18 protein-coding genes are annotated in these 22,927 nt (G+C 30.7%); 7 read left to right on the forward strand and 11 right to left on the reverse strand.

The features are described from left to right. Positions 1-77: 77 nt before the first annotated feature. The 5 genes from J3S90_RS10120 to J3S90_RS10140 all read right to left on the reverse strand — a co-directional run bounded on the left by J3S90_RS10120 (position 78) and on the right by J3S90_RS10140 (position 3,495). A complete protein-coding gene (locus tag J3S90_RS10120; protein WP_188050690.1) occupies positions 78-608 on the reverse strand; it encodes a mechanosensitive ion channel domain-containing protein in 531 nt (176 codons plus the stop codon). 14 nt (positions 609-622) lie between these two features. Next, the gene (locus J3S90_RS10125) at positions 623-1,207 is read right to left on the reverse strand and encodes a Maf-like protein (RefSeq protein WP_210646102.1); all 585 of its coding nucleotides are present in this window, start codon (positions 1,205-1,207) and stop codon (positions 623-625) included. Further along, positions 1,200-2,069 carry a geranylgeranylglycerol-phosphate geranylgeranyltransferase gene (locus J3S90_RS10130; protein WP_236023928.1) on the reverse strand — a complete coding sequence of 290 codons (870 nt, stop codon included), beginning with the start codon at positions 2,067-2,069 and terminating at the stop codon, positions 1,200-1,202. The genes J3S90_RS10125 and J3S90_RS10130 overlap by 8 nt, the downstream gene beginning before the upstream one ends. 141 nt (positions 2,070-2,210) lie before the next feature. Further along, positions 2,211-2,738, reverse strand: a complete 528-nt coding sequence (locus J3S90_RS10135) for a KdsC family phosphatase (protein WP_210646104.1) — start codon at positions 2,736-2,738, stop codon at positions 2,211-2,213. After that, positions 2,731-3,495 (reverse strand): Rossmann-like and DUF2520 domain-containing protein, encoded by a 765-nt coding sequence (locus tag J3S90_RS10140; RefSeq protein WP_210646105.1) that lies wholly within the window; start codon positions 3,493-3,495, stop codon positions 2,731-2,733. The genes J3S90_RS10135 and J3S90_RS10140 overlap by 8 nt, the downstream gene beginning before the upstream one ends. A gap of 199 nt (positions 3,496-3,694) precedes the next feature. On the opposite strand from J3S90_RS10140, the gene ccsA reads away from it, so the two are divergent. Continuing rightward, complete coding sequence (gene ccsA, locus J3S90_RS10145) at positions 3,695-6,901, forward strand: cytochrome c biogenesis protein CcsA (RefSeq protein ID WP_210646106.1); 3,207 nt, start codon at positions 3,695-3,697, stop codon at positions 6,899-6,901. Between the two features lie 54 nt (positions 6,902-6,955). Here the strand turns inward: ccsA and J3S90_RS10150 are convergent, their stop codons facing one another. Continuing rightward, complete coding sequence (locus J3S90_RS10150) at positions 6,956-8,128, reverse strand: helix-turn-helix domain-containing protein (protein ID WP_210646107.1); 1,173 nt, start codon at positions 8,126-8,128, stop codon at positions 6,956-6,958. A gap of 267 nt (positions 8,129-8,395) precedes the next feature. On the opposite strand from J3S90_RS10150, the gene J3S90_RS10155 reads away from it, so the two are divergent. Genes J3S90_RS10155 through J3S90_RS10170 form a run of 4 tightly spaced genes read left to right on the forward strand, consistent with a single transcriptional unit; the run spans position 8,396 to position 15,713 of the window. After that, the gene (locus J3S90_RS10155) at positions 8,396-8,872 is read left to right on the forward strand and encodes a T9SS type A sorting domain-containing protein (protein ID WP_210646108.1); all 477 of its coding nucleotides are present in this window, start codon (positions 8,396-8,398) and stop codon (positions 8,870-8,872) included. Further along, a complete protein-coding gene (locus J3S90_RS10160) occupies positions 8,869-9,480 on the forward strand; it encodes an outer membrane beta-barrel protein (RefSeq protein WP_210646109.1) in 612 nt (203 codons plus the stop codon). The genes J3S90_RS10155 and J3S90_RS10160 overlap by 4 nt, the downstream gene beginning before the upstream one ends. Before the next feature lie 10 nt (positions 9,481-9,490). Continuing rightward, positions 9,491-12,970, forward strand: coding sequence for a beta strand repeat-containing protein (locus tag J3S90_RS10165; protein WP_210646110.1), 3,480 nt, complete (start codon positions 9,491-9,493; stop codon positions 12,968-12,970). A gap of 37 nt (positions 12,971-13,007) precedes the next feature. After that, complete coding sequence (locus tag J3S90_RS10170) at positions 13,008-15,713, forward strand: NHL repeat-containing protein (protein WP_210646111.1); 2,706 nt, start codon at positions 13,008-13,010, stop codon at positions 15,711-15,713. A gap of 135 nt (positions 15,714-15,848) precedes the next feature. Here the strand turns inward: J3S90_RS10170 and J3S90_RS10175 are convergent, their stop codons facing one another. Both J3S90_RS10175 and J3S90_RS10180 read right to left on the reverse strand, forming a co-directional pair. Further along, positions 15,849-16,634, reverse strand: coding sequence for an anti-sigma factor (locus J3S90_RS10175; protein ID WP_210646112.1), 786 nt, complete (start codon positions 16,632-16,634; stop codon positions 15,849-15,851). Beyond that, positions 16,634-17,164, reverse strand: a complete 531-nt coding sequence (locus J3S90_RS10180; protein WP_188050678.1) for an RNA polymerase sigma factor — start codon at positions 17,162-17,164, stop codon at positions 16,634-16,636. The genes J3S90_RS10175 and J3S90_RS10180 overlap by 1 nt, the downstream gene beginning before the upstream one ends. Positions 17,165-17,771: 607 nt before the next feature. Here J3S90_RS10180 and J3S90_RS10185 point away from each other — a divergent pair. Further along, positions 17,772-18,362 (forward strand): glutathione peroxidase, encoded by a 591-nt coding sequence (locus J3S90_RS10185; RefSeq protein WP_210646113.1) that lies wholly within the window; start codon positions 17,772-17,774, stop codon positions 18,360-18,362. Between the two features lie 81 nt (positions 18,363-18,443). Here the strand turns inward: J3S90_RS10185 and J3S90_RS10190 are convergent, their stop codons facing one another. The 3 genes from J3S90_RS10190 to J3S90_RS10200 form a co-directional block, all read right to left on the reverse strand. After that, positions 18,444-19,394 (reverse strand): tRNA dihydrouridine synthase, encoded by a 951-nt coding sequence (locus J3S90_RS10190; protein ID WP_210646114.1) that lies wholly within the window; start codon positions 19,392-19,394, stop codon positions 18,444-18,446. Positions 19,395-19,461: 67 nt separating this feature from the next. Continuing rightward, positions 19,462-19,959: a GNAT family N-acetyltransferase gene (locus J3S90_RS10195; RefSeq protein WP_210646115.1), complete on the reverse strand. Its 498-nt coding sequence runs from the start codon at positions 19,957-19,959 to the stop codon at positions 19,462-19,464. A gap of 6 nt (positions 19,960-19,965) precedes the next feature. Further along, positions 19,966-21,141, reverse strand: coding sequence for a thioredoxin family protein (locus J3S90_RS10200; protein WP_210646116.1), 1,176 nt, complete (start codon positions 21,139-21,141; stop codon positions 19,966-19,968). A gap of 112 nt (positions 21,142-21,253) precedes the next feature. On the opposite strand from J3S90_RS10200, the gene menD reads away from it, so the two are divergent. After that, positions 21,254-22,915 carry a 2-succinyl-5-enolpyruvyl-6-hydroxy-3-cyclohexene-1-carboxylic-acid synthase gene (menD, locus tag J3S90_RS10205; protein WP_210646117.1) on the forward strand — a complete coding sequence of 554 codons (1,662 nt, stop codon included), beginning with the start codon at positions 21,254-21,256 and terminating at the stop codon, positions 22,913-22,915. Positions 22,916-22,927 lie beyond the last annotated feature (12 nt).

Consider the following 22,927-nt stretch of genomic DNA (forward strand, 5'->3'; position numbering starts at 1 on the left):
ATTATCACTTTTTTATCAATATTAAATCTTTAATAAAACAAAAGAGATTGATCAAATTAATATCTATTGAAAAATGTTTAATCAACAAAATCTTTATCTTTAAAATGATCTTTTAGAATCGATATTCCTTTTTGCAACATCAGGTTATTTGGATAAATGATGAGTTCTCCATCATAGGTTTTCAAAAAAACATGAAAAGCACCAATATCTTCTATTTCTGCTATTATTGGAAAATCTTTATCATGGATTTTTATCACATCACCAATTTTAAAAGGGAAAGAAAAAAATAAAATTATTCCTGCAGTAATATTACTCAAAATAGACCACTGGGCTATCAGAGCAACTCCTACAACTGTTGTAATAGAAGAAAAAGCCCAAATAATATCCTGTGGTTTAACTCCCCATATCAGTATTAAAGCAATAATTGCTAAAACGTAAAGGAATAAATGCATGTATTTGACCACTAGATTTGTTCTATGTTCTAAGGTGTGGTTTGTTTTGGCATAACGCAACACTAATTTTGTAGTGGCAGTACGCAATAAAATTAGCAAAAGAAGTAAAACTCCACTTGCTATTAATTCTTTTGAATACTCTTGTAATGTTAACATGTCTTTAATTTAAATTAAGCTAATTTACTCAAATATCCGTACACTTTATCAGTGGGCATTCCCATGACATTCGCATACGAGCCTTCAATTTTAGAAACTCCTACAAAACCAATCCACTCCTGAATACCGTAAGCACCAGCTTTGTCGTAAGGCTCAAAATTATCAATGTAATACAAAATGGCTTCGTCACTCAATGTGTTAAAGGTGACTTTTGTTATTTCATGTAAAACTGCTGTTTTTTCTTTGGTTTTAAAACAAACCGAAGTAATAACTTCATGTGTTGCATTTGATAATGATTTTAAAATTTCAAATGCATTTTGTTTGTCCTTTGGTTTACCCAAAGCTTGGTTATTGTGCCACACGATGGTGTCGCTAGTTATCAGAATTTCATTCTCCAGTAATTCTCCTTCAAAAGCACTTGCTTTTAATTGAGCTAAGTAGTCAGTAATTTCGTGTGCATTTAATTCTGGCGGATAGATTTCTTCAATATCTTTTAAGCGTATTTCATAATCCAAGTCTAAATCCTTGAAAAATTGTTGCCGTCTTGGTGAACCCGAAGCGAGTATTAGATGATATTTTTTTAATTGATTTCTAAGCATTGTATTTCATATTTAAACTGATAACTACTACGGATATTATACCAAAAAACAGAATCCATTTTAAGAGTGAACTTAAAGTATGAAACTCTTTCTTCGATTTTGCGGTCCAAATTTTTATAGAAAAAAAAACTAAAGGACTGCAGACAAAAAGCAACAAGTAAACGCTAACAAAAAGTAAATCTAATAAGTACTTGTTAATGTAATAAAGAAGCGAAAACAAGGGGGTAAAACTTAATACAAACACTATTATAGTTGTGTTTTTTTTGCCTGCTACAATTGGTAGGGTGTTCATTACTTCAGCATAATCGCCGTCGAAATCTTCTAAATCCTTAACAATTTCTCTTATAAAATTAATCATAAAGGCAAAAATGGCGTAATCTAATAATATTGAAAAAAAGATTTTCATCTGTTGTTGATTGTCTAAACCTGTAGCAGGGAAAAGGTCAAATATTCCAATAATTATAACACTAAACGATAACAATAACGCCACAACAATATTTCCTATGATCATCATTTGTTTTAAACTCGTTGCATACAAATACAGTGTTGCGGCTATTAAAATAAAAATAGAAGCAAATCCTGGTTTTTGAATAACATTTGAAAGATAAAAACCAATACAAACGCCAGTTACAGTAAGTGCAAAATAGATATTATAGGCTTGTGTTTCTGAGATGCTTCTACCAACGATTACTTTATTTGGTTTGTTTTCATTATCAGTATTTTGATCAAAAATATCATTAATTACATAACCACCAGCAGCTATTAAAATAGTTGCTGCTATTAACAAACCGTATTGCCAATTGGCTAATGCCAAAGGAATATTTTGTAATTTAAAAAAACCAAATCTAAAAATAAGCTGCATTATAGCGAGCATTAAGAGGTTTTGGTATCGAATTAGTTTAAGAAAATGCACTTTTTTTGCTGTAAATTAATATTAATATATAAAACGTATTAGTAAAAGGAACTACTCGTTTTTTGATTTTTTCTTGTTAGCAATCAATAATTAATCGTGTTTTCCATCAAAATGAGCCATCCATTTTCCTTGTGCTTTCATAACTTGTTCGATAACATCTCTTGCCGCACCTTTACCACCGTTTTTATGCGAAATGTATTTAGAGATTGTCTTTATTTCGGGACTTGCGTCTTGCGGACAGGTCGCTAATCCTACTAGTTTCATGACATGATAATCAGGAATGTCATCACCCATATATAAAACCTGTTCTGGTTTTATTTGATAAACATCAGTATACTCATCAAAAGTTTCTACTTTGTCAGGAGTTCCTAAATAAATATCTGTTATGCCAAGATTTCTAAGTCTTACTCGAACACCTTCATTGCTTCCTCCAGAAATAATACAAACATTATAACCACTTTCTACAGCTGCTTTCATTGCATAACCATCACGGATATTCATCGTTCTAAGGATTTCTCCTTCATTAGTCACAAAAACAGAACTGTCTGTAAGTACTCCATCGACATCAAAAATAAAAGTAGTGATGTCGTTCATTATTTCTTTATAACTTTTAGCCATTATTTTGTATTGATTGGGTTAGTATTTTATAAATTGTAAGGTGATTTGTATTGGTTATAAAAGTTTCCTGTACTTTAATAGTTTCAATATCATTGCGTTTTGCTGGACCAGTTTGAGCTTCGTTAGGAGAAAGTGCCAATATTTTATGAGCAGTTTCCACAATTAAAGGTTTTAATATGTCAAATGGAACTTGATTTTCTTGACAAATTTCATTCCCTATTTGGTATAAATGATTTGTAAAATTATTAACAAAAACAGCCGCAACGTGTAAAGCTTTGCGTTGTTCTGAATTTATGGCATAAATACTTTCTGAAATAGACTTTGCGATTGTATTTAATAATTGAAAATCAGTTGCATTTTCACTTTCTAAACAAATAGGAATAGTTCGAAAATCAACTTCTTTATTTTTAGTGAAGGTTTGAAGCGGATAAAAAACACCTTTTCGATTTTCGTTGTTTAAACTACTTAAAGGTACACTTCCTGAGGTGTGAACTACTAAGCGATTTTTGAAAGGAAGATTTGAAACCACCTCTTGAATGGCATCATCATTAACAGCAATTATATATAAATCAGCTTCTAATAATTCATTGTATTCAGTTGTAATTCGATCGTAATCGAGCAAATGTACTAGGCTTTCTCTCTTTCTGGTAAAAACCTGAATAAGTTGTACTTCATTACTCGCTTTTTGAGCTTTTTCAAAGGCAAAAATTAAATGCTGTGCTACATTTCCAGAACCAATAATAATTACTTTAGTCATTTGGCAAAATTAACAAAAAAAACGGTTTCATTTCATCAGATTTCAGTAGGAATCAAAAAATGATATTTTCAAAAAAAAACGTTCAATTTATTGCTAAAAAAGAAGCTGATTTTTTGGTTTAAATTAACAAATGTGTCAATATGAAAGTCAACAATTTTAAGTACTTTTGTGGCAATTTACATAACGTAATCCCATAAAAATGGATAAAAAAATATTTTCTTTTTTGTTTTCTACTCGATTAATGGCTTTTTTATTTATCGCATACGCAGTAGCCATGGCTACCGGAACTTTTATCGAAAGTAAATACAATACCGACACCTCAAAAATTCTAATTTATAATTCGTGGTGGTTTGAAGCCATTCATGTTTTTTTTCTAATCAACTTTATTGGTAATATCAAACGTTACCAGCTTTTAAAGAAAGAAAAATGGGCTACATTAATCCTGCATTTGTCCTTTATATTTATAATTTGTGGTGCTTTTGTAACGCGCTACATTAGTTACGAAGGAATGATGCCTATTAGAGAAGGTGCTTCTGAAAATCAAATTTTTTCAGATAAAACTTTTTTAACGGTATTTGCAGATGGTGAGTACAAAGGTGAAATGAAACGTAGGGTTTTTGAAAAACAATTGCTACTTTCTCCCGCTACGAATAACAATTTTAGTATGTCAGAAAATTTTGCAGACACAAAATTTGAAGTAGAGTATCAAAATTTTATCATGGGCGCCAAGGAATATGTAAAACCTGATCCGAAAGGAATACAGTATTTAAAAATTGTTGAAGCTGGTGATGGCGGACGTCATGAACATTTTTTGAAAGAAGGGGAAGTGCAAAACATTCATAATGTTTTGTTTTCATTGAATAAATATACTGATGGAGCCATAAATATTACTACAACTGGAAAAGAGTACACGATACAAACTCCTTTTGAAGGTAATTTTATGCGAATGGCAGATAAGCTAGAAGGAAAAGTGGCAAAGGATAATGTTCAGCCATTAATGATGCGTTCGCTTTACAGTATCGGTGATATGCGATTTGTATTTCCAGATCAAGCCGTAAAAGGAATAATTGATTACGAATCGGATAACGATTATAAAGCGAAAACCCACGAAGATGCATTAGTAATTAAATTACAAGCTGAAGGACAAGAAAAAGTGGTTACCGTTATTGGATCTAAAGGTAAAATAGGAGATCCTAAGACAGTTAAAATAGGAAAAATTGATTATACCTTTTTCTACGGAAGTAAGGCTTATATTTTACCTTTTAAAATAAAATTAAATAAATTTATTGCACAAAAATATCCTGGTACAGAAAAAAGTTACTCTTCCTTTGAAAGTAAAGTAACCGTTGAAGATGAAAAACCATTTGACGCCAGAATATTTATGAATAACGTTTTAGATTATAAAGGATACCGTTTCTTTCAATCGGGATTTGATCCAGATGAGAAAGGAACTATTTTATCAGTAAATCACGATTTCTGGGGAACAGGACTTACTTACATTGGTTACTTCTTATTGTATTTTGCTATGATGGCGATAATGTTTACCAAACATTCTCGTTTTGCTGATATTAAACGAAAACTAGAAATTGTAAAAATGAAGAAAGCAAAATTATTAACCATTCTGATGCTATTATTTAGCTTTAGTAGTTTTGCTCAAGAAAAAGAACACGATCACGCAGACCATGCGGGTCATGCTCATACCGAAGCTGAAGCAGTTCCCGAAAGTCACACCAATCATACTAAGAAGGCTTTAAGTCAAGAGGAATTAGAAGGTTTAATTTTAAAATTTAAAGTCCCTGAAGCACACGCTTCTAAATTTGGACGATTGGTTATTCAAGATGGTGGTGGGAGAATGAAGCCTATTAATACATTCTCTTCTGAATTGTTGCGAAAAGTAAGCCACAGCAATAGTTATAAAGGAATGAATTCCGATCAGGTATTTATGTCAATGACACAATATGCCGGTTATTGGATCGAAATCCCAATTATTTACCTTAGAACTGGGAATGATAGTATTCGTAAAATTATTGGTGTTGATAAGGCAGCAGAATTTGCTCCTTTTGTATCTTTTTTCGATGACAAAGGGAATTATAAATTGTCTAAATATCTAGAAGAGGCATTTAAATCAGGAAATCCGAATCAATTCGAAAAAGATTTTATTGAGACAGATAAGAAAGTAAATTTAATGGAATCTGCTTTAAGTGGAAGAATATTAAAAATTTTCCCTATTCCAAATGATAAAAATAACAAATGGATTTCTTTCTTAGAACTCAACGAAGCAGGCTTAAAAGGAATGGAAGCAACTTACACCAAGAGTGTATTGCCTCTTTATTTTGGTTCATTGGCTAACGCTGCAAATTCTAAAGATTATAAAACTGCTGACGAACTATTAGAAAGTATACACGGTTTTCAAAAACGTTTTGGTAGTACAGTAATGCCAAGCGAAGAAAAAATCACTTCTGAAATATTGTATAATAAATATGATGTTTTTCAAAAACTACCTGTTGGTTACATTATTGCATCTATTTTAATGTTGTTTTTTACTATTTTAAAAATATTTAAAGAAAGAAAATCTTTGAATTATTTGGTGAATTTTATGCATGTCACCGTTCTTTTATTATTTTTAATACACACTTTTGGTTTAATTGCAAGATGGTATATTTCGGGTCACGCACCTTGGAGTAATGCGTATGAGTCTATAATATATGTGGCATGGGCTACTATGTTTTTTGGACTTGCTTTTGATAGTAAATCGAAACTAACAGTTGCTTCCTCTGCCTTTGTAACGGCGATGATATTAGGAGCAGCTTATATGAACTGGATCGATCCTGAAATTGCAAATTTACAACCCGTTCTTAATTCCTATTGGTTAATGATTCACGTTGCCGTAATTGTGGCAAGTTATGGTCCTTTTGCATTGGGAATGATTTTAGGTTTTGTTTCTTTATTATTGATCTTTTTTACCAATGAAAAGAATAAAGCCAAAATGGATTTAAACATTCAAGAAATCACTTATATCAATGAGTTAGCTTTAACTATAGGTTTGATTATGTTGACTATTGGTAACTTTTTGGGAGGACAATGGGCTAATGAAAGTTGGGGACGTTATTGGGGTTGGGATCCAAAAGAGACTTGGGCCTTAATTAGTATTATGGTTTATGCCTTTGTTATTCATGCTCGATTTGTACCTTCATTACGCGGTAAATGGTTTTTTAACCTGATGAGTATGTTTGCCTTTGTATCGATTTTGTTCACGTATTATGGTGTTAATTTCCATCTAGTTGGTTTGCACTCTTATGCTAGTGGAGAAGCACATTCTTTAAGTTGGATTTGGTATTCAATGGGAACTATTTCTTTAATCGGAATATTGACGTATCCAAAATATAAAAAGTATTACAAGAAATAAGATTAGTATTCTTTTCTATAAAAAAAAGGTTCAACTGTATGGTTGAACCTTTTTTTATGCTTCTAATTCTTTTTTATAGAGCTTATAATATTCTAAAGGTGGCATTCCTGCTATTTCCTTGAAACTAGTAAAAAAGGGATTATAAGATGTAAAACCAACTTTTTTCGACAATGATTCTAAGGTATTGTTACTAAGGAAATTTAATTCAATAAGATGAATGGCATCGTGAATTCTGATTAATTTTTTAAATTCAGAAAAAGAGAGAAAAGAGTGGTACTTAAAAAGATATGAAATGTGGCTTTTTGGTATTTTTAAGTTTGTAGACAAATCTGTAATACTTAAATCGGCATTTCTAAACAACTCAAACTGTAGTGCTACTGTTTCAATCTGAGAAATATAAACCATTATATTTAAATCTATTTTTTCTTTAAGAATTGAATGTTGGCAGTTTTTAAGTTCGATATCTGAATTGATTTTCCAAATATCTTTTAGTGCTAAGTTATTATTTTTATTCTCATTAAACTTTTGATGTAATAAATTGTATCCAAAAAGAATTTCGGGAGAAATTAGAATTTTGAATAGTATTACAGCCCAAATTAATGCAGAGATCCACTGATACAAAAATCCCTTAATGCTTTCATTTGAATATATTTCTACGCAAACGGATATAAAAAGTCTTATGAGCGTTAAGATTAGCCCAACAAATAGGAATAAGGTCCAATTATTTATTAATTTATTTTGCTTTTGAAGCACTTTGATTTCTCCTCTTCTGCTCCAAATTTTTGTTTTTAGAACGTCAAAACATAAATATATATATGTTATCGCAAAAATAAAAAACAAAATATATAATACTATTTCTAAGGAATGACTTCCGAGATTAATTTGATCTTGACTATTTATTACCAATAACAAAGTAATTGGAAAGATAAAATGCAAAAGATCTTTAGAATAAATTTTGTTTTTATTTTCTGCTAAATTTTTAAAATAAAGATAACATATTGGTATCACTATAATCGAAGCATTCGAGTATTTTGAAAAAGTAGTTTTAAAAGAAGGATCAAAAATAAAATAGGTCAATCCCGAGAATAAAAAGCGAAGTGAAATAATAAGAATTAGAATAATGATATATGGATTCATCATTCTATTTACAGTGTAGTTTCTAAAAATTAGAAAGGCTGTTGTAACACCAATTATTCCCGTTACAATAAAAAGTAAGCTTGTTAACATTTTCTTGTTTTATTAATTTATAAAGTAAATGTGCCGTTACAGAAAACAATAAATGTAATGTATTTAATAATACTATATTTCTTTCAAATAGAAATTGATTCTATGGAGATCATTTTTCCTTTATCCTTTTTTTTGACCATTAAAACTTAATTTAAGAGTTACTAATAACTGAAAAGTTTTTACTAATTAATCAAATATTCGTTTAAAAGCATTTTTTATCGATAAAAGGTGTTAATTTTATTATAATATTGACTTAAATTAATTTCTATGAAATATTTATTACTTCTTTTTTGTTCTACATTTTATGGTCAAATATTGCATCATCAAATGATTTCTTCGCAAAGCAAATCTGCAACTTTATCTAATGGTATGCTTGTCAAACAAACCGTTGGTCAACAAAGTGTAATTGGAAATTCGAAGGGTGATTTTATTGTCATACAAGGCTTTCAACAGAATTATTGGGCAAAATTGTTGACAGATGTTCCCATAAAAGGAAATCTAGTTGTTACTACATATCCAAATCCATTTGTTACTAGCATAAATTTTGAATTTTCTAAACCTATTAAAGAAATTTCTATAACTGTATTTGATATTGGTGGTCGTTTATTATTCAATCAACTTAAAGAAGTTAGGGAAGGTATGTTAACATTAGATTTATCGGGCTTACCAAACTCTCTTTATTTAGTTAAAATTACCAATAGTGAAATTAATCAATACGTTAAAATCATTAAAAAATCATTATGAAAACAAAACTACTTTTATTTAATTTACTTGTCTTTAGTCAGTTGGCATCTGCTCAAGAAATATTTTTTAAAGCTGGAAAAAATCTAACTTCCTATAGTTATAGTAGTTCCGCTGAAAATCAAATTTTGAAATTAAAAAGTAAAATTGGAGCTAATTATGAAATTGGATATCAAGAAAATTTTAAAGAAAAGTTCAGTTATCAAGCCAGTGTTACCTTAAACCAATTTAATAGTTTTAGTACAAATGAAGTACAAACCTATTCTTGGAATACTACTTATATAGGCTTAAAAAATGGTATTGGATATGTTCTTTTTAAAAATCAAAAAAATCTTTCAGTTGAACTTAAAGGAGCAGTAAATCTTGCAACAATAATAGATGGTAAGGAGGAGATTAACGGTGTTATTTATGATATAAAAAAACTTCCAGAATTTAAAGGTTTATTTTTTCAACCCAGTATTGGTTTAGATTTAAAATATCCTATAAATGATAATTGTATAGTTAATTTAGGTTATAATTTTTCGAATGCCTTTAAATTTTCACATCCTACCGATGAGAAGTTAGCCTTTATTACAAATCAAATTCAATTTGGACTTCATTTCCCTTTATAAAAAACTTATTATGAAAAAAATCTACTTAATATTAGTTTTTATAGTTAGTACCATTGCGCATTCGCAAACAAATGGAATCAGCTATCAAGCCTTAATTTTGAATCCAAATGCTCAAAAAATGCCAGGTATAAATCCTGCGAATACAGCATTAATAAATCAGTCAGTTTGTTTGCAATTTAGTATTGAAGATGAAACGCAGCAATTAGAATATAAAGAAACGATTAGCGCCGTTACGGATGAGATGGGTATGGTTAATTTAGTAATTGGCTTAGGAAATCAAACGGGTGGTTATGCTATTAATTTTAAAGCTGTAAATTGGATTTCGGGTTTAAAAAAATTAAAAGTTGGTGTAAATACTACAGGTAATTGTTCTTCTTTTATGGAAGTTAGTGATCAAGTTTTGAATGCTGTTCCTTTTGCTTTTTCAGCTCAAACGGTAAGTGGAATTGTGGGTATTGAGAACGGAGGAACTAACGCATCTAATATTGTGGATGCCAAAATAAATTTAATTCTAAATAATGTTGATAACACCCGTGATTTTGATAAACCCATAAGTAATGCTACTCAAAGTGTTTTAGATTTAAAAGAAGTGCTACTTAATAAATCAACCAATGTTATTGTTGATGGTTCGTCAGATGTTAAATATCCAACTGTTAAGGCATTAAAAACCTATGTAGACAATCAATTTTCAAATGGTGTTGTGGTTGATGCAGATGCTACAAACAAAGGTAAAATACAATTATCTGGTGATTTAGCTGGTACTGCAGCACTTCCTAAAGTACCAGGATTGTTATTAAAAGCGAATATCGATTCTCCTGTTTTTACTGGAACGGTTACCGGAATTGATAAAGCGATGGTGGGATTAGCAAATGTTGAAAATACAGCTGATGCCGATAAATTGATTTCAACAGCTACACAAACGGCATTAAATTTGAAAGCGAATATCGATTCTCCTTCTTTTACCGGAACTGTTACCGGAATTGATAAAGTAATGGTGGGTTTATCCAATGTAGAAAATACGGCTGATGCTGATAAATCGGTTTCAACAGCTACGCAAACAGCATTAAATTTAAAAGCAAACATCGACTCTCCCGCTTTTACCGGAACAATTACTGGAATTAATAAAGCGATGGTGGGATTATCAAATGTAGAAAATACGGCTGATGCAGAGAAATCGGTTTCAACGGCTACGCAAACGGCATTAAATTTAAAAGCGAATATCAATTCTCCTTCTTTTACCGGAACGGTTACCGGAATTGATAAAGCAATGGTGGGATTATCCAATGTAGAAAATACGGCTGATGCAGATAAATCGGTTTCAAACGCTACACAAACAGCTATAAATTTAAAAGCAAATATCGATTCTCCCACTTTTACGGGAACGGTTACCGGAATTGATAAAGGAATGGTGGGTTTATCCAATGTTGAAAATACGGCTGATGCAGATAAAGCGGTTTCAAACGCTACACAAACAGCATTAAATTTAAAAGCGAATATCGATTCTCCCGCTTTTACCGGAACAATTACTGGAATTAATAAAGCGATGGTGGGATTAGCAAATGTAGAAAATACGGCTGATGCAGATAAATTGATTTCAACAGCTACACAAACAGCTTTAAATTTAAAAGCGAATATCGATTCTCCTGCTTTTACTGGAACGGTTACCGGAATTGATAAAGCAATGGTGGGTTTATCCAATGTAGAAAATACGGCTGATGCCGATAAATCGGTTTCTACAGCTACGCAAACAGCTTTAAATTTAAAAGCGAATATCGATTCTCCTGCTTTTACCGGAACAATTACCGGAATTGATAAAGCAATGGTGGGTTTAACTAATGTAGAAAATACTGCTGATGCCGATAAATCGGTTTCAACGGCTACGCAAACGGCATTAAATTTAAAAGCGAATATCGATTCTCCCACTTTTACGGGAACAGTTACAGGAATTGATAAAGCAATGGTGGGTTTATCTAATGTAGAAAATACGGCTGATGCCGATAAATCGGTTTCTACAGCTACGCAAACAGTATTAAATTTAAAAGCGAATATCGATTCTCCCTCTTTTACCGGAACTCCCAACTTACCAGCAACTACAATAGCTGCAACACAGTCTGCAGGAAATAATTCTACAGCAATTGCCACAACTGCTTTTGTTGGAGATGCCCTAAATACTGCCATTAACGGAAATTTTGTTGATATAATATCTGATCAAACTATTGCAGGTACAAAAACGTTTTCTAATTCTATTCAAATACAGGATCAATTACGCTTTTTAAATACTTCTGGAGCGGTAAAATGGGAATTGTATTCCTCTGGAGATGACATTTCATTTTCGCAATCTGGTGTTGATTTTAATCAATTTATGGTAAAATCTAATGGGGAAGTTTCCTCTAGAGGAAGTATGACTGTCAACGAGTCTGGAGTTACGGGAAAAGGTCTTATTTTATCTGATGATGGTGATTTTGTAGATATGAATGATGGATATGGAACTTTAAGGTTCTCCTCTGGTGTAAAAGTTACTGATGCAAATAAAGGAGGTGCTACTGTAATTACATTAGGAGCAAATGGGAGAATTGAAGCAACAAATCAAATAGTTGCTGGAGAAGTTACCTATACAAATATTCATGGAACAGTTGGTCAAGTATTAGCTACAGATGGTTCTGGAATTACTTATTGGATGACGCCAACAGTACCTACAAATAACGATTTTGTAGATCTAACAACTGCACAAACTATTCTTGGAGTAAAATCTTTTGATAAAGATATGGTTGTAAATGGCATTACAGTAGGGAGGGGAAATTTTAATGAAAATTCTAATACAGCAATAGGCTTAGGTGCTTTACAAAATAATGCTGGTTATGCAAATACTGCTGTGGGAAGGGCTGCTTTACCAGAGAATGTGGATGGTAATGGTAATACAGCTTATGGTTATTTATCCCTTGGAAATAATGTTTCTGGAAACAATAATGTTGCTATAGGTTCTCAAGCATTATTATTAAATACTAATGGTTCAGAGAATACTGTAATTGGTCACAATGCGGATGTATCCGTAGATGGAATTTCTAATTCTATTGCGATTGGGTCTGAGGCAATTGTTACTACTTCGAATACCATCCAACTAGGGAATAGTAATATAGAAAATGTAAAAACGACAGGAACCTTAACTTCTGGAGCCATCACTTATACCAATACAGATGGAACAACCGGACAAGTTTTGTCTACTAATGGAACTGGTACAACTGTATGGGTTAATGCTGCACATGAAATTACTGATGCATCTGAAGAAATTTTATCAACATTATCTCAAACAACTTTTACGCTTGCACAAATTCCATCTATAAAAAGCAAAGTAAAAATGTATGTGAATGGTATAAGGATCAGTAATACGGCCTATAGTGTTACTAATGACGTTTTGACCTACATTCCAGCAAATAATGGAAATGCTATATTGAGTGATACTGATAGAATTCAGTTTGATTATTTTTATTAAATAGGGGTAGAGATATCAAAACAAAAATCAGGAAAAAATGAAAAAATATTATTTCATAGTAGGCTTATTTTTCTCGCTAATGAGTTATGCTCAAGGGAATTATACCATTACTAATTTAAATGATGATGGTGCTATTGGAAGTTTGAGATATGCTATTGAAAATACTACAGCCACTACCATTGATTTTGATTTAAATCTTATAGGAACTTTGACCTTAACAGGTAATTTACCCAATATTTCTCGAGATTTGACAATAACAGGAAACGGAACTAGTAATTTGATCTTATCTGGTAATAATTCTTATAAAATGTTTCAGGTTACTAATGGTGCTTTATTGACAATTTCTAACATTACTTTTACAAAAAATGCAGCGGGAATGGGTTCGATTTTTAGAGCCCAGAATAATAATTCTGCTGTAATGGCGAGCTCTATAAACATAATAGATAATGTTAATACTTATGCTTTTTATACCAATGATTCGTCTACAATAACTATTTATAATAGCACATTTATCTCTAACTCTAGTTTTTTATTTGGAAGTGATTATGGAAGCACACCTAATACTACATCAGATATTGAAACGGATTATTCCAATAGAATAACTGTTTTAGGATGCGCATTTACTGCAAATTCTGGAACTATATTTAATACAGAACGTTACGTTAAAATAGATAATTGCAATTTTTACGATAATACGGGTCAAATAGGAAATTTTCGAGGTCTAAATAGATACCAAGTTTTAAATTCCACCTTTATTAATAATTCTGCATGGTCTTTATTTTCTTTTTATTCAGATATAGTTAATGGTACTTTTTTGGCAACACTAGGTACAAATCAGCACTTATTTGAGGGCAATACATTTAAAGATAACTCGGGTACAATCATAAATACAGGAAGCGTTAATGAACAAAGTTTAACCACAATAAAAAATAATATTTTCATCAATAACGGAACTACTTATTCAGGAACTCCAGCTGTAATTACTAATAATAGTTTAGATAATTTCTTCAATTCAATTGTACATTCTGTATCTCAAAATACGGTGAGTATTACCATGAATCGTGCTGTTTTTAATACAAATTCTGGAATTGGAAATTTAGAAACTACAGATTTTGAGCTTTCAATAGCTGGCGGTAATGCAATTTTAGCCTCTCAAACACCTTCTAGTATTAGTTCAAGCGGAAATACTTATACATTAGGAATTGAATTGATAGGAGAAATTTCTGGTGAAGAAGTGCTTACTGTTTCTCCAGTCACGAATTCTATTTTTGATAGCAGTTTTAATATTGCAAGTAATAGTCAAATAAACAATTCGGTAAAATTAAATTTTTTAGACGATGATTCTGATGGCGTTTCTAATTTTCTAGACCTATGTCCTAATACGCAAGCCGGCGTTAGAGTTTATCCAAATAATGGTTGTGAGGATACCACATATCCATTTATAACTTATTTTGATTATAATTCTTACTCTATTAATTACACTAATAATTTTACTTCTACAACAAATCGCAATTTGTATTTTTTAAGTTATGATAATAATTGGAATAGTTCTCTAAAAAAATTGACACCTCAAAAGGTTTTATCGGATATATTTTCATCAACAGAATTAAATATAGAAAAATTAACTACTGATGGTTCAAATAATATCTTTATTTCCTGTTATAACAATAGTAGTGGAACTTATGAAATAAAGAAAATTAATCAGGATAATGTAGTTGAAACTATTTATAGTTTCAACAATGAATACTATATTCAAGATTTTACAGTCGATAAATTGGGTGTTGTTTATTTGTTTTTATATGATAATAGTACAAGTTCTAGATCTTTAAAAAAAATTAATTCAGACGGAACATTAATAACTTTAGAAAATAATTCAACTGGATATTACCAATATTTGACTATTGATGGATTAGGCAATCTATATTTTGTGTACAATGACAATAATTTTAGTACAATAAGAAAAATGACAAGTGATGGAAATATTTCTGATTTCTACACCGATAACAATACATATATTCAAAATTTTAAATTCGATAGTTTAGGAAATATGTATGTTGTTAGCAACAATAATATGTCTAATTTTTATCAAATAAAAAAGATTTCTAATGCGGGAATTGCTACAGATTTATTTACATTAAATGATGGTTATATCCAAAATATTGCAATAAACACAATGGGCAGTTTGTATTTTTCTACTTATAACTTTATTACAAATGAGAGAGCGATTAACATAAGGAGTGATGATGGAATTATAGTTTCTTATTCTGATTTTTTAGGACAAGAATTATATAATGATTCATTTGGTAATATCTATTTTTCTGATAATCAAAACAAAAAAATAATAGCTACAAAAATGACAACTCTTTCTGCCGATTTATCAAATTTTGCTGCTATTAATAAATATTATTTCGACCAATCATTTACTATAATTAATCCAGACAGTTCTAGTAGTGGTGCATTTACTTTTACCAGTGATAATACAAACGTAGCTACAATAACGGGTAATACCATTACTTTTACTGGTATTGGAACGGCAAATATTACTGCAAATCAAGAGGCAGATGCTAATTATGAAAACGGTTCTATTTCTGCTTTACTAACGGTAAAGGGTTCAAAAGTGGTATCTAAATATGGCGTTATTTCTGAGACTGATACTAATTATGTTAATAAAAATGGGAGCATAGGAACCATAAATGCTGTTGATGCTAATGGAAAAGAAGTAAAAGTGAAAACTCAATTATAATAAACAATTGAATTGAAGAAATACGATATAGTCTTATTTTATAAAGTATCTAATAAACTATGCTAATTTTATTTTACAACATAAAAAAAAGGTTCAACTTGATGGTTGAACCTTTTTTATTAAACTAGATTTTCTTTATACCTTTCCTAAAGTATATAATTTTTCCATTGTAGGAGTTAAGCTTCCACCAGCAGGTTCTAACGTAATTCCAAAAGCTTCTGCTTGATCCGTATTGTTTACTGCAAACAGTTTTTGATCATTCGAATCAAAATTATCTAACAAACCAATACTAGTTGGCGTAAGCGGATTTAATTTCAAAGCCCAAACTTGATAAACCATTCCTTCTGGAGGTTCTGGTAATCCCGCTGCGTCAATATAAACCACTTTTGTGTCCTTATTCCAATATACTTTTGCCGAAGATTCTGGAGCAACGCTTTGTCCTCCAAGAGCAACTACAATATTTTTCACATCTCTTACTACTGCCAAACTGGTTTCGCTTGCCTTATTTTTAAGTTCTAAATTTTTAAGGTCTTTTTCTAATTTTACTTTTTCTACATTGGCATTAGCAACTTGATTGGTAGACATTTCCATTTGATTGTATTGATATCCAATTCCAACTAATAATAAAACTGCCGCCGCCCAACCTATATATTGAGACCAATTACTGGTAGGTTCTAACTCAATAACCTTAGAATGCTTTAATTCTAATTTTTCTTTTATTTTCTCGTAATTCGCTACAGAGTGAAATGGTGAAAAACTAGATGATAATGCTACAATTGCTTTCTCTATAGCAATGATTTCGGCATCAATCTCTGCATTATTTTTTGCCATTAAAGCAACTTCTTCGTTTTCAGTTTCATTAAGCAAACCGTAAACATAGAGTTCCAAGACACCTGATTCTATATATTCTTTTGTTTCCATTATACTTTCAAATAATTTCGTAGATCGTTAATACAATTTCTATTTTGCGTTTTAACTGTTCCTAAAGGAATTGCCAACTCATCCGACGCCTCTTGTTGGGTGTAACCTTTAAAAAACAGTAAATCTATTATTTGAATACATTTTGGTTTTAGTCTTTTTACAAATTCCTGTAAACCTATTGTATCCACTTTGTCAGACAATTTAGAACTGTCTTCAAAGTGATTTACGAAATTATCAGTAGAAAGGTTTTTTTGACTGTTATTAAAGTTTTTAGAACGAAGTTTATCTATAGATGAATTTCTAGCAATATTCAAAATCCAAGTATAAAATCTTCCTTTACTTTCATGGTAACTATCCATGTTTTTCCAAATTTTTACGAATACTTCTTGTAGTACATCTTCTGCCTCTTCTCTATTTTTTATCAAAACATTAATGACAGAAAATAAACTTTTGTGATACATATCATAAAGATGTGTAAAAGCTCTTTCATCCTTTTTGTAAATTAATACCAATAACTCTTCCTGACTCATATACTTATAATTTTACTAATGCAAACTTATGCAATCTTACCTACAATTAAAGAAATTAATATTGATTATTGTAATTTAATAATTTGGTTTTTATGCGATTGATAAACAAACTAAAAAAAAACATAACATTATTGTTATCATAAAAGTATCAAAATATTTGATTTAACTATAAAATGTTATTTTACTTTTATTTTTGATAAAAATATTCAATTATGCAAACACAAAAATTTAACAATAAAGAAATAGATTTTTGTAAATTGTAAACTATAAATATACTAAAAAAATAAATTTTGCTATTTCAAAATAGAATAATTTTATTTAAGATATATTTATATTTAAAAAGTTAATTTTCTGTTTTTAAGGATATTAATATTAATAACAAATATTTATTTTATGCAAAATATGAAATAGAATTTTTATAGTATATAGAATTTATAGTTAGTACTTTTTTTATATTAAGTAAAAATTAATGTGAATTCTTAAAGAGTTATCAATCTGTATTATGAAGCTGAATCGACTGATTTAATCTTCTTTTTTTTAACTTCTGTTTAACTAAAATAAGTTTTAATGAGACAATTAATTGTTTAATTTTATAAAAAATTAAATTATGAAAAATGTAGTATTAATAGCGAGCTGTGCTTTGTTTATGTTTAGTTGTCAAAATCAAGCACAATCAAAAAAAACAAAAGCTAACATGAATGAATCAGCAGTAGTTGCCAAAGAAAATATTTATCAGTTTAAAGTGCAAGATTTATCAGGAGATATGTTTGATTTTGCCACTTTGAAAGGTAAAAAAGTATTGATTGTAAATACAGCTTCAAAATGTGGTTTAACCCCACAATACAAAGATTTAGAAGCTACTTATAAAGAATATAAAGACAAAGGTTTTGTAATAGTAGGATTTCCTGCTAATAATTTTGCTTCACAAGAGCCAGGATCTAATAAAGAAATTGCTGCTTTTTGTCAGCAAAATTATGGTGTGTCTTTTCCTATGATGGACAAGATTTCTGTAAAAGGAGATGATATGGCGGCAATCTATCAGTTTTTGACTCAAAAATCTAAAAACGGTTTGCAAGATTCGAACGTAGAGTGGAATTTTCAAAAATACTTAATTAATGAAAAAGGAGAGTTAGAAAAAGTAATTGCTCCTCGTACTTTAGTTACTTCTCCAGAAGTTATAGACTGGATAAAAGCATAATTACAAAATATAGATTTTCAAAAAAAGCGATTTACAGTTTTATGTAAATCGCTTTTTTTTTGATTAGGATATTATAATAAATTAAAACTTTTCGTTTCTAAAAATTTCAGCTACAGCCGCTTCGTAGTTTCGAAGACTTTGTGCTTTTTTAATTTTCTTTAGCACTTTATGAGGATTAGAAAAAGTAGCAGAGAAATATTCCCATAAATGATACATTTTTAATAAAATGTGAGTCGAACCAGATAGGGATTCGCTGTATATGGCATATAAAGTATCGTGAAAAGCATTGAATAATTCAATCTTATTTTCAGGATATTCGATGGTATTATTTTTTATCATGCTTGGCAAAAAGGGATCAGAAATCAATCCTCTACCAATCATCCAATGATCAATGCTAGGAAAACGCTGTTGCATTTCATGAAATTTAGTCACAGATGTAATATCGCCATTGTAATAGAGTTTGTGCTTGGTATTGTCAATACATTGCTGAAAAGCGTCCAAATGAACACCACCTTTGTACAGTTGTTTGCCAATGCGGGCATGAATTGCAATATTTTTTATAGGATAGGTGTCTAAAATAGGTAATACATCAAGGATTTCTTCACTGTTTTCATAACCCAAACGCATTTTCATAGATACAATAATATCAGATTCAGAATGCGCTCTTTGTAGAACGTGATTAATTTTTTCTGGATTACTAATCAATCCAGAACCCATTCCGGATTTAGTCACCATTGGATAAGGACAACCTAAATTCCAATTTAATTCTTTGTAGCCTAATTCCCGAACATATTTGGCTACGAATAAAAATTCGTCAGCATCATTTGTGATCACTTGCGGAATAACTTCTAAATCGAGATTATTCTCAGGAAGTAAGTCTCTTTCGTAAGAGGGTTTGATCACCATTTTACCATTTAACCTGATGTAGGGAGAGTAAAAAGTATCAATGCCACCAAAAAGTTTATTTTGGGCATTTCTAAAACGAAAGTCGGTAAATCCTTGTAAAGGAGAAGAAAGTAGGGTATAGTCCATGAAAAATTTAATTGTGCAAATATACTATTCTTTCTACACTTCTGTTTTTTCTGGGAGTAATAACTTTTTATTCCAATATCAATTGCATAAAAACAGAGTCCAACCAACGATCAAATTTATAACCTGATTCCTTGATGATCCCTGCGGTTGTAAAACCAAATTTTTCATGAAAATGCACACTGCTTTGATTCTCAGCATCAATTACTGCAATCATGGTATGAATATTTTGATTTTTAGCAAGATCAATTAATTCTTTAAGGAGTATTTTTCCAATTCCTTTTCCGTGTTGATTTTGATCTACATAAACTGAATGTTCGACGGTAAATTTATAAGCTTCCCGAAAGCGGAACTCACTATACATACCAAAACCAACTACTTCTCCGTCTAATTCAGCTACAATGACAGGGAATTTTTTTGCGATTTTTTCTTCTAGAATTGCCTTTTGCTGTTCTAATGTTCGTATGTTATAATCATAAAGTGCAGTAGAATGAAGAATGTTGTAATTAATGATCGTTAAAATCGCTTGGGTATCATTATTAATATAGGGTCTAATAGTAACAGACATAGTATTTTATTTAGTATTTAATTCTTTTAGCAAGTTATCGGCGTCTTTTGTATTCCAACCCATTTCTTTTGTAATTGCAAGTGCATTTTTAGCGTAAAGTTGTGCTGATTTTTTATCTTTAATTTTAGCATATATGCGAGCCAATACCAAATTTGCTTCAGCAGAATTGTTTAATTCAATTGCTCTTTTTCCCCATTCAATTGCCTTTTTTAAGGCGGTAATATCTTTTATTTCAGTTTGATATATTTGAATAATTTCTAGCAGTTTACTGGCTGTATTCCAAACGTATTTTTCGGTTCCTTCAAATGTAGTTTTTTGATATAATCCCCAGTTTTTAGTGCGTTCTGCTACTAATAAATCATATGAAAAAATAAGCGAATCTATTTTTTGTAATTGAATGGTTTTTGCAATTTGTCTTTTTTGAAAGTAAGAAGTACTATCAAGATTTATAGTGTAAGGTTGCAATAATTCTGAAACAATATTAGTGATTTTTGCATCCACTCGTTGTGGTGAGGTTATTTTTTCAAATTCTTTTTTATGGTTTAATACATATTGAAATTCACGAGACTGAATATCCGTAACACCATTCGAAATAACGCGCCAATTGGTTTCTGAAAGCAATTGCTGATCCGTTTGAGTCTCTAGATAAAGATGTGTTGGTTTTGATAACTCGTTACGATCTGCTCCTTTTCTAAGGGTTTGAATATAGGCCAAACAAGTAGTTACGTTACTTGGATCATTCAAAAACTGTTTTTCTAAATACGGCAATTGTAATTTAGGGTTTAAAGCATTCGTAGCTTCATTCATAAAAGTTTCTGTTTTCATCTCTCCCTTTATACTATACAAAAGAGTTTCATTAGCATCTATAAATAAAAAAGTTGGCAAACCATTGGTATTATATTGCTCTTTAATTTGTTTTCCCTCTTCTTTTTCGATGTCTTTCCAAATAGAGATGTAATTGGTATTCATAAAAAGTTTGACTTTAGGATCGCTAAAAACTGTTGCTTTCATCGTGTTACAGTGAGGGCACCAAGTAGCATAAAGCATAATAAAAATAGGTTTATTTTCCTTTTTAGATTGCACAAGGGCTTCCTTATAACTTATTTCGGTGGGATTTAAGTTTGCTTGTGACCAACTAAATTGAAATGAAAAGTATAGTAAAAAAGTGAAAATAAAACGCATAATGAATAGAATTATCGGTTATTTAAAATGAATCTCAAAAATAAGAAAACTAATCTACAATAAGGAATAAGCTGGCTAACTTTGTATCTTTACGTTTTTAAAAAATGAATTCATGATTTACCCCAAAATACCTTTAGCGCAAAGCATTATCGAACTTTGTTTGGCTAAAGGAATCACGACTATAGTAATTTCTCCCGGTTCTAGAAACGCTCCTCTAACAATAGGTTTTGTAAACAATCCCTCATTTCAGTGTTACAGTATTGCGGATGAACGCGCTGCAGCATTTTTCGCATTAGGAATCGCACAACAAACCAAGCATGCTGTGGCTTTAGTATGTACTTCAGGCTCTGCATTACTGAATTATTATCCGGCTTTTGCAGAAGCATTTTACAGTCAAATACCATTGATTGTTATTTCTGCAGATCGTCCGCAAAGTAAGATAGATATTGGTGATGGGCAAACTATTCGTCAAGAAAATGTTTTCGAAAATCATTCGTTGTACAATGCTAATTTGCAAGAAAATGTTTCTGAAGAAAATGACGCTAAAATAAATTTCGCCATAAATACAGCATTATTAAAAAAAGGTCCCGTTCACATTAATGCTCCTTTTGAAGAACCTTTGTATCAGACGGTTTCTGAAATTTCTGTAAATGTGGTTTTAGATGTATCGGAGGATTTTCTTCCAATTCCTGTTGTAGAAGATTTATCAGAATATAGCAAAATTTGGAACCAATCCACACGAAAAATGATTTTGGTGGGTGTAAATGATCCAAATGCTATTGCTGAAACTGCTATTAACTTTCTTGCAGCAGACGAGTCGGTTGTCGTTATGACTGAAACGACTTCTAATTTGCATCATCCTACTTTTATAAACAACATTGATACCATAATTACGCCTTTTACAGATGCTGATTTTGAGGATTTTCGTCCAGAGATTTTAGTAACTTTTGGCGGAATGATTGTTTCTAAACGTATTAAGGCTTTTTTACGAAAATACAAACCCAAACACCATTGGCATATTGACACTTTGAGAGCGTATGATACTTTTGGAGCCTTAACAAAGCATTTTGAAGTTGATCCCAATTATTTTTTTGAAGCTTTTTTCCCATTGGTAACCGAAATAAGAAGTGATTATTTTATCAAAATGGATAAAGTAAAAAAATTACGGGAAGTAAAGCATGAACTTTATTTAGATAAAATTCCTTTTTCTGATTTTGTAGTTTTTGATACAGTTATTAAAAGTTTGCCAAAAAATTCTCAGTTACAAATAAGCAATAGTTCTGCCATTCGATACGCGCAGCTAATTGATATTGACCCAACTATCGAAGTGTATTGCAATCGAGGGACAAGCGGCATTGATGGAAGCACTTCTACGGCTATTGGTGCGGCTGTTGTCAATGATAAACCAACTGTTTTTATTACAGGAGATATTAGTTTCTTGTATGATAGCAATGCACTTTGGAATCAATATATCGCAAAGAATTTCAAAATCATAGTAGTAAATAATGGTGGTGGTGGAATATTTAGAATATTGCCAGGACACGAAGAAAGTCCCGTTTTTAATACTTTCTTTGAAACTTCTCATTGTTTAACTGCGGAACACTTAGCCAAAATGTTTGGTTTCGAATATAGTGTATCCAGCGATCAAAAAACTTTAGAAACAAGTCTGAATGCTTTGTATAATCAAAATCTAAAACCATGTATTTTAGAGATTTTTACACCCACATTGGCGAACGATAAAATTTTGTTAGATTATTTTAAGGAGTTGGTTTAATTATTTTATTTT

Source organism: Flavobacterium flabelliforme (genome assembly GCF_017948675.1).
GTDB lineage: Bacteria > Bacteroidota > Bacteroidia > Flavobacteriales > Flavobacteriaceae > Flavobacterium > Flavobacterium pygoscelis.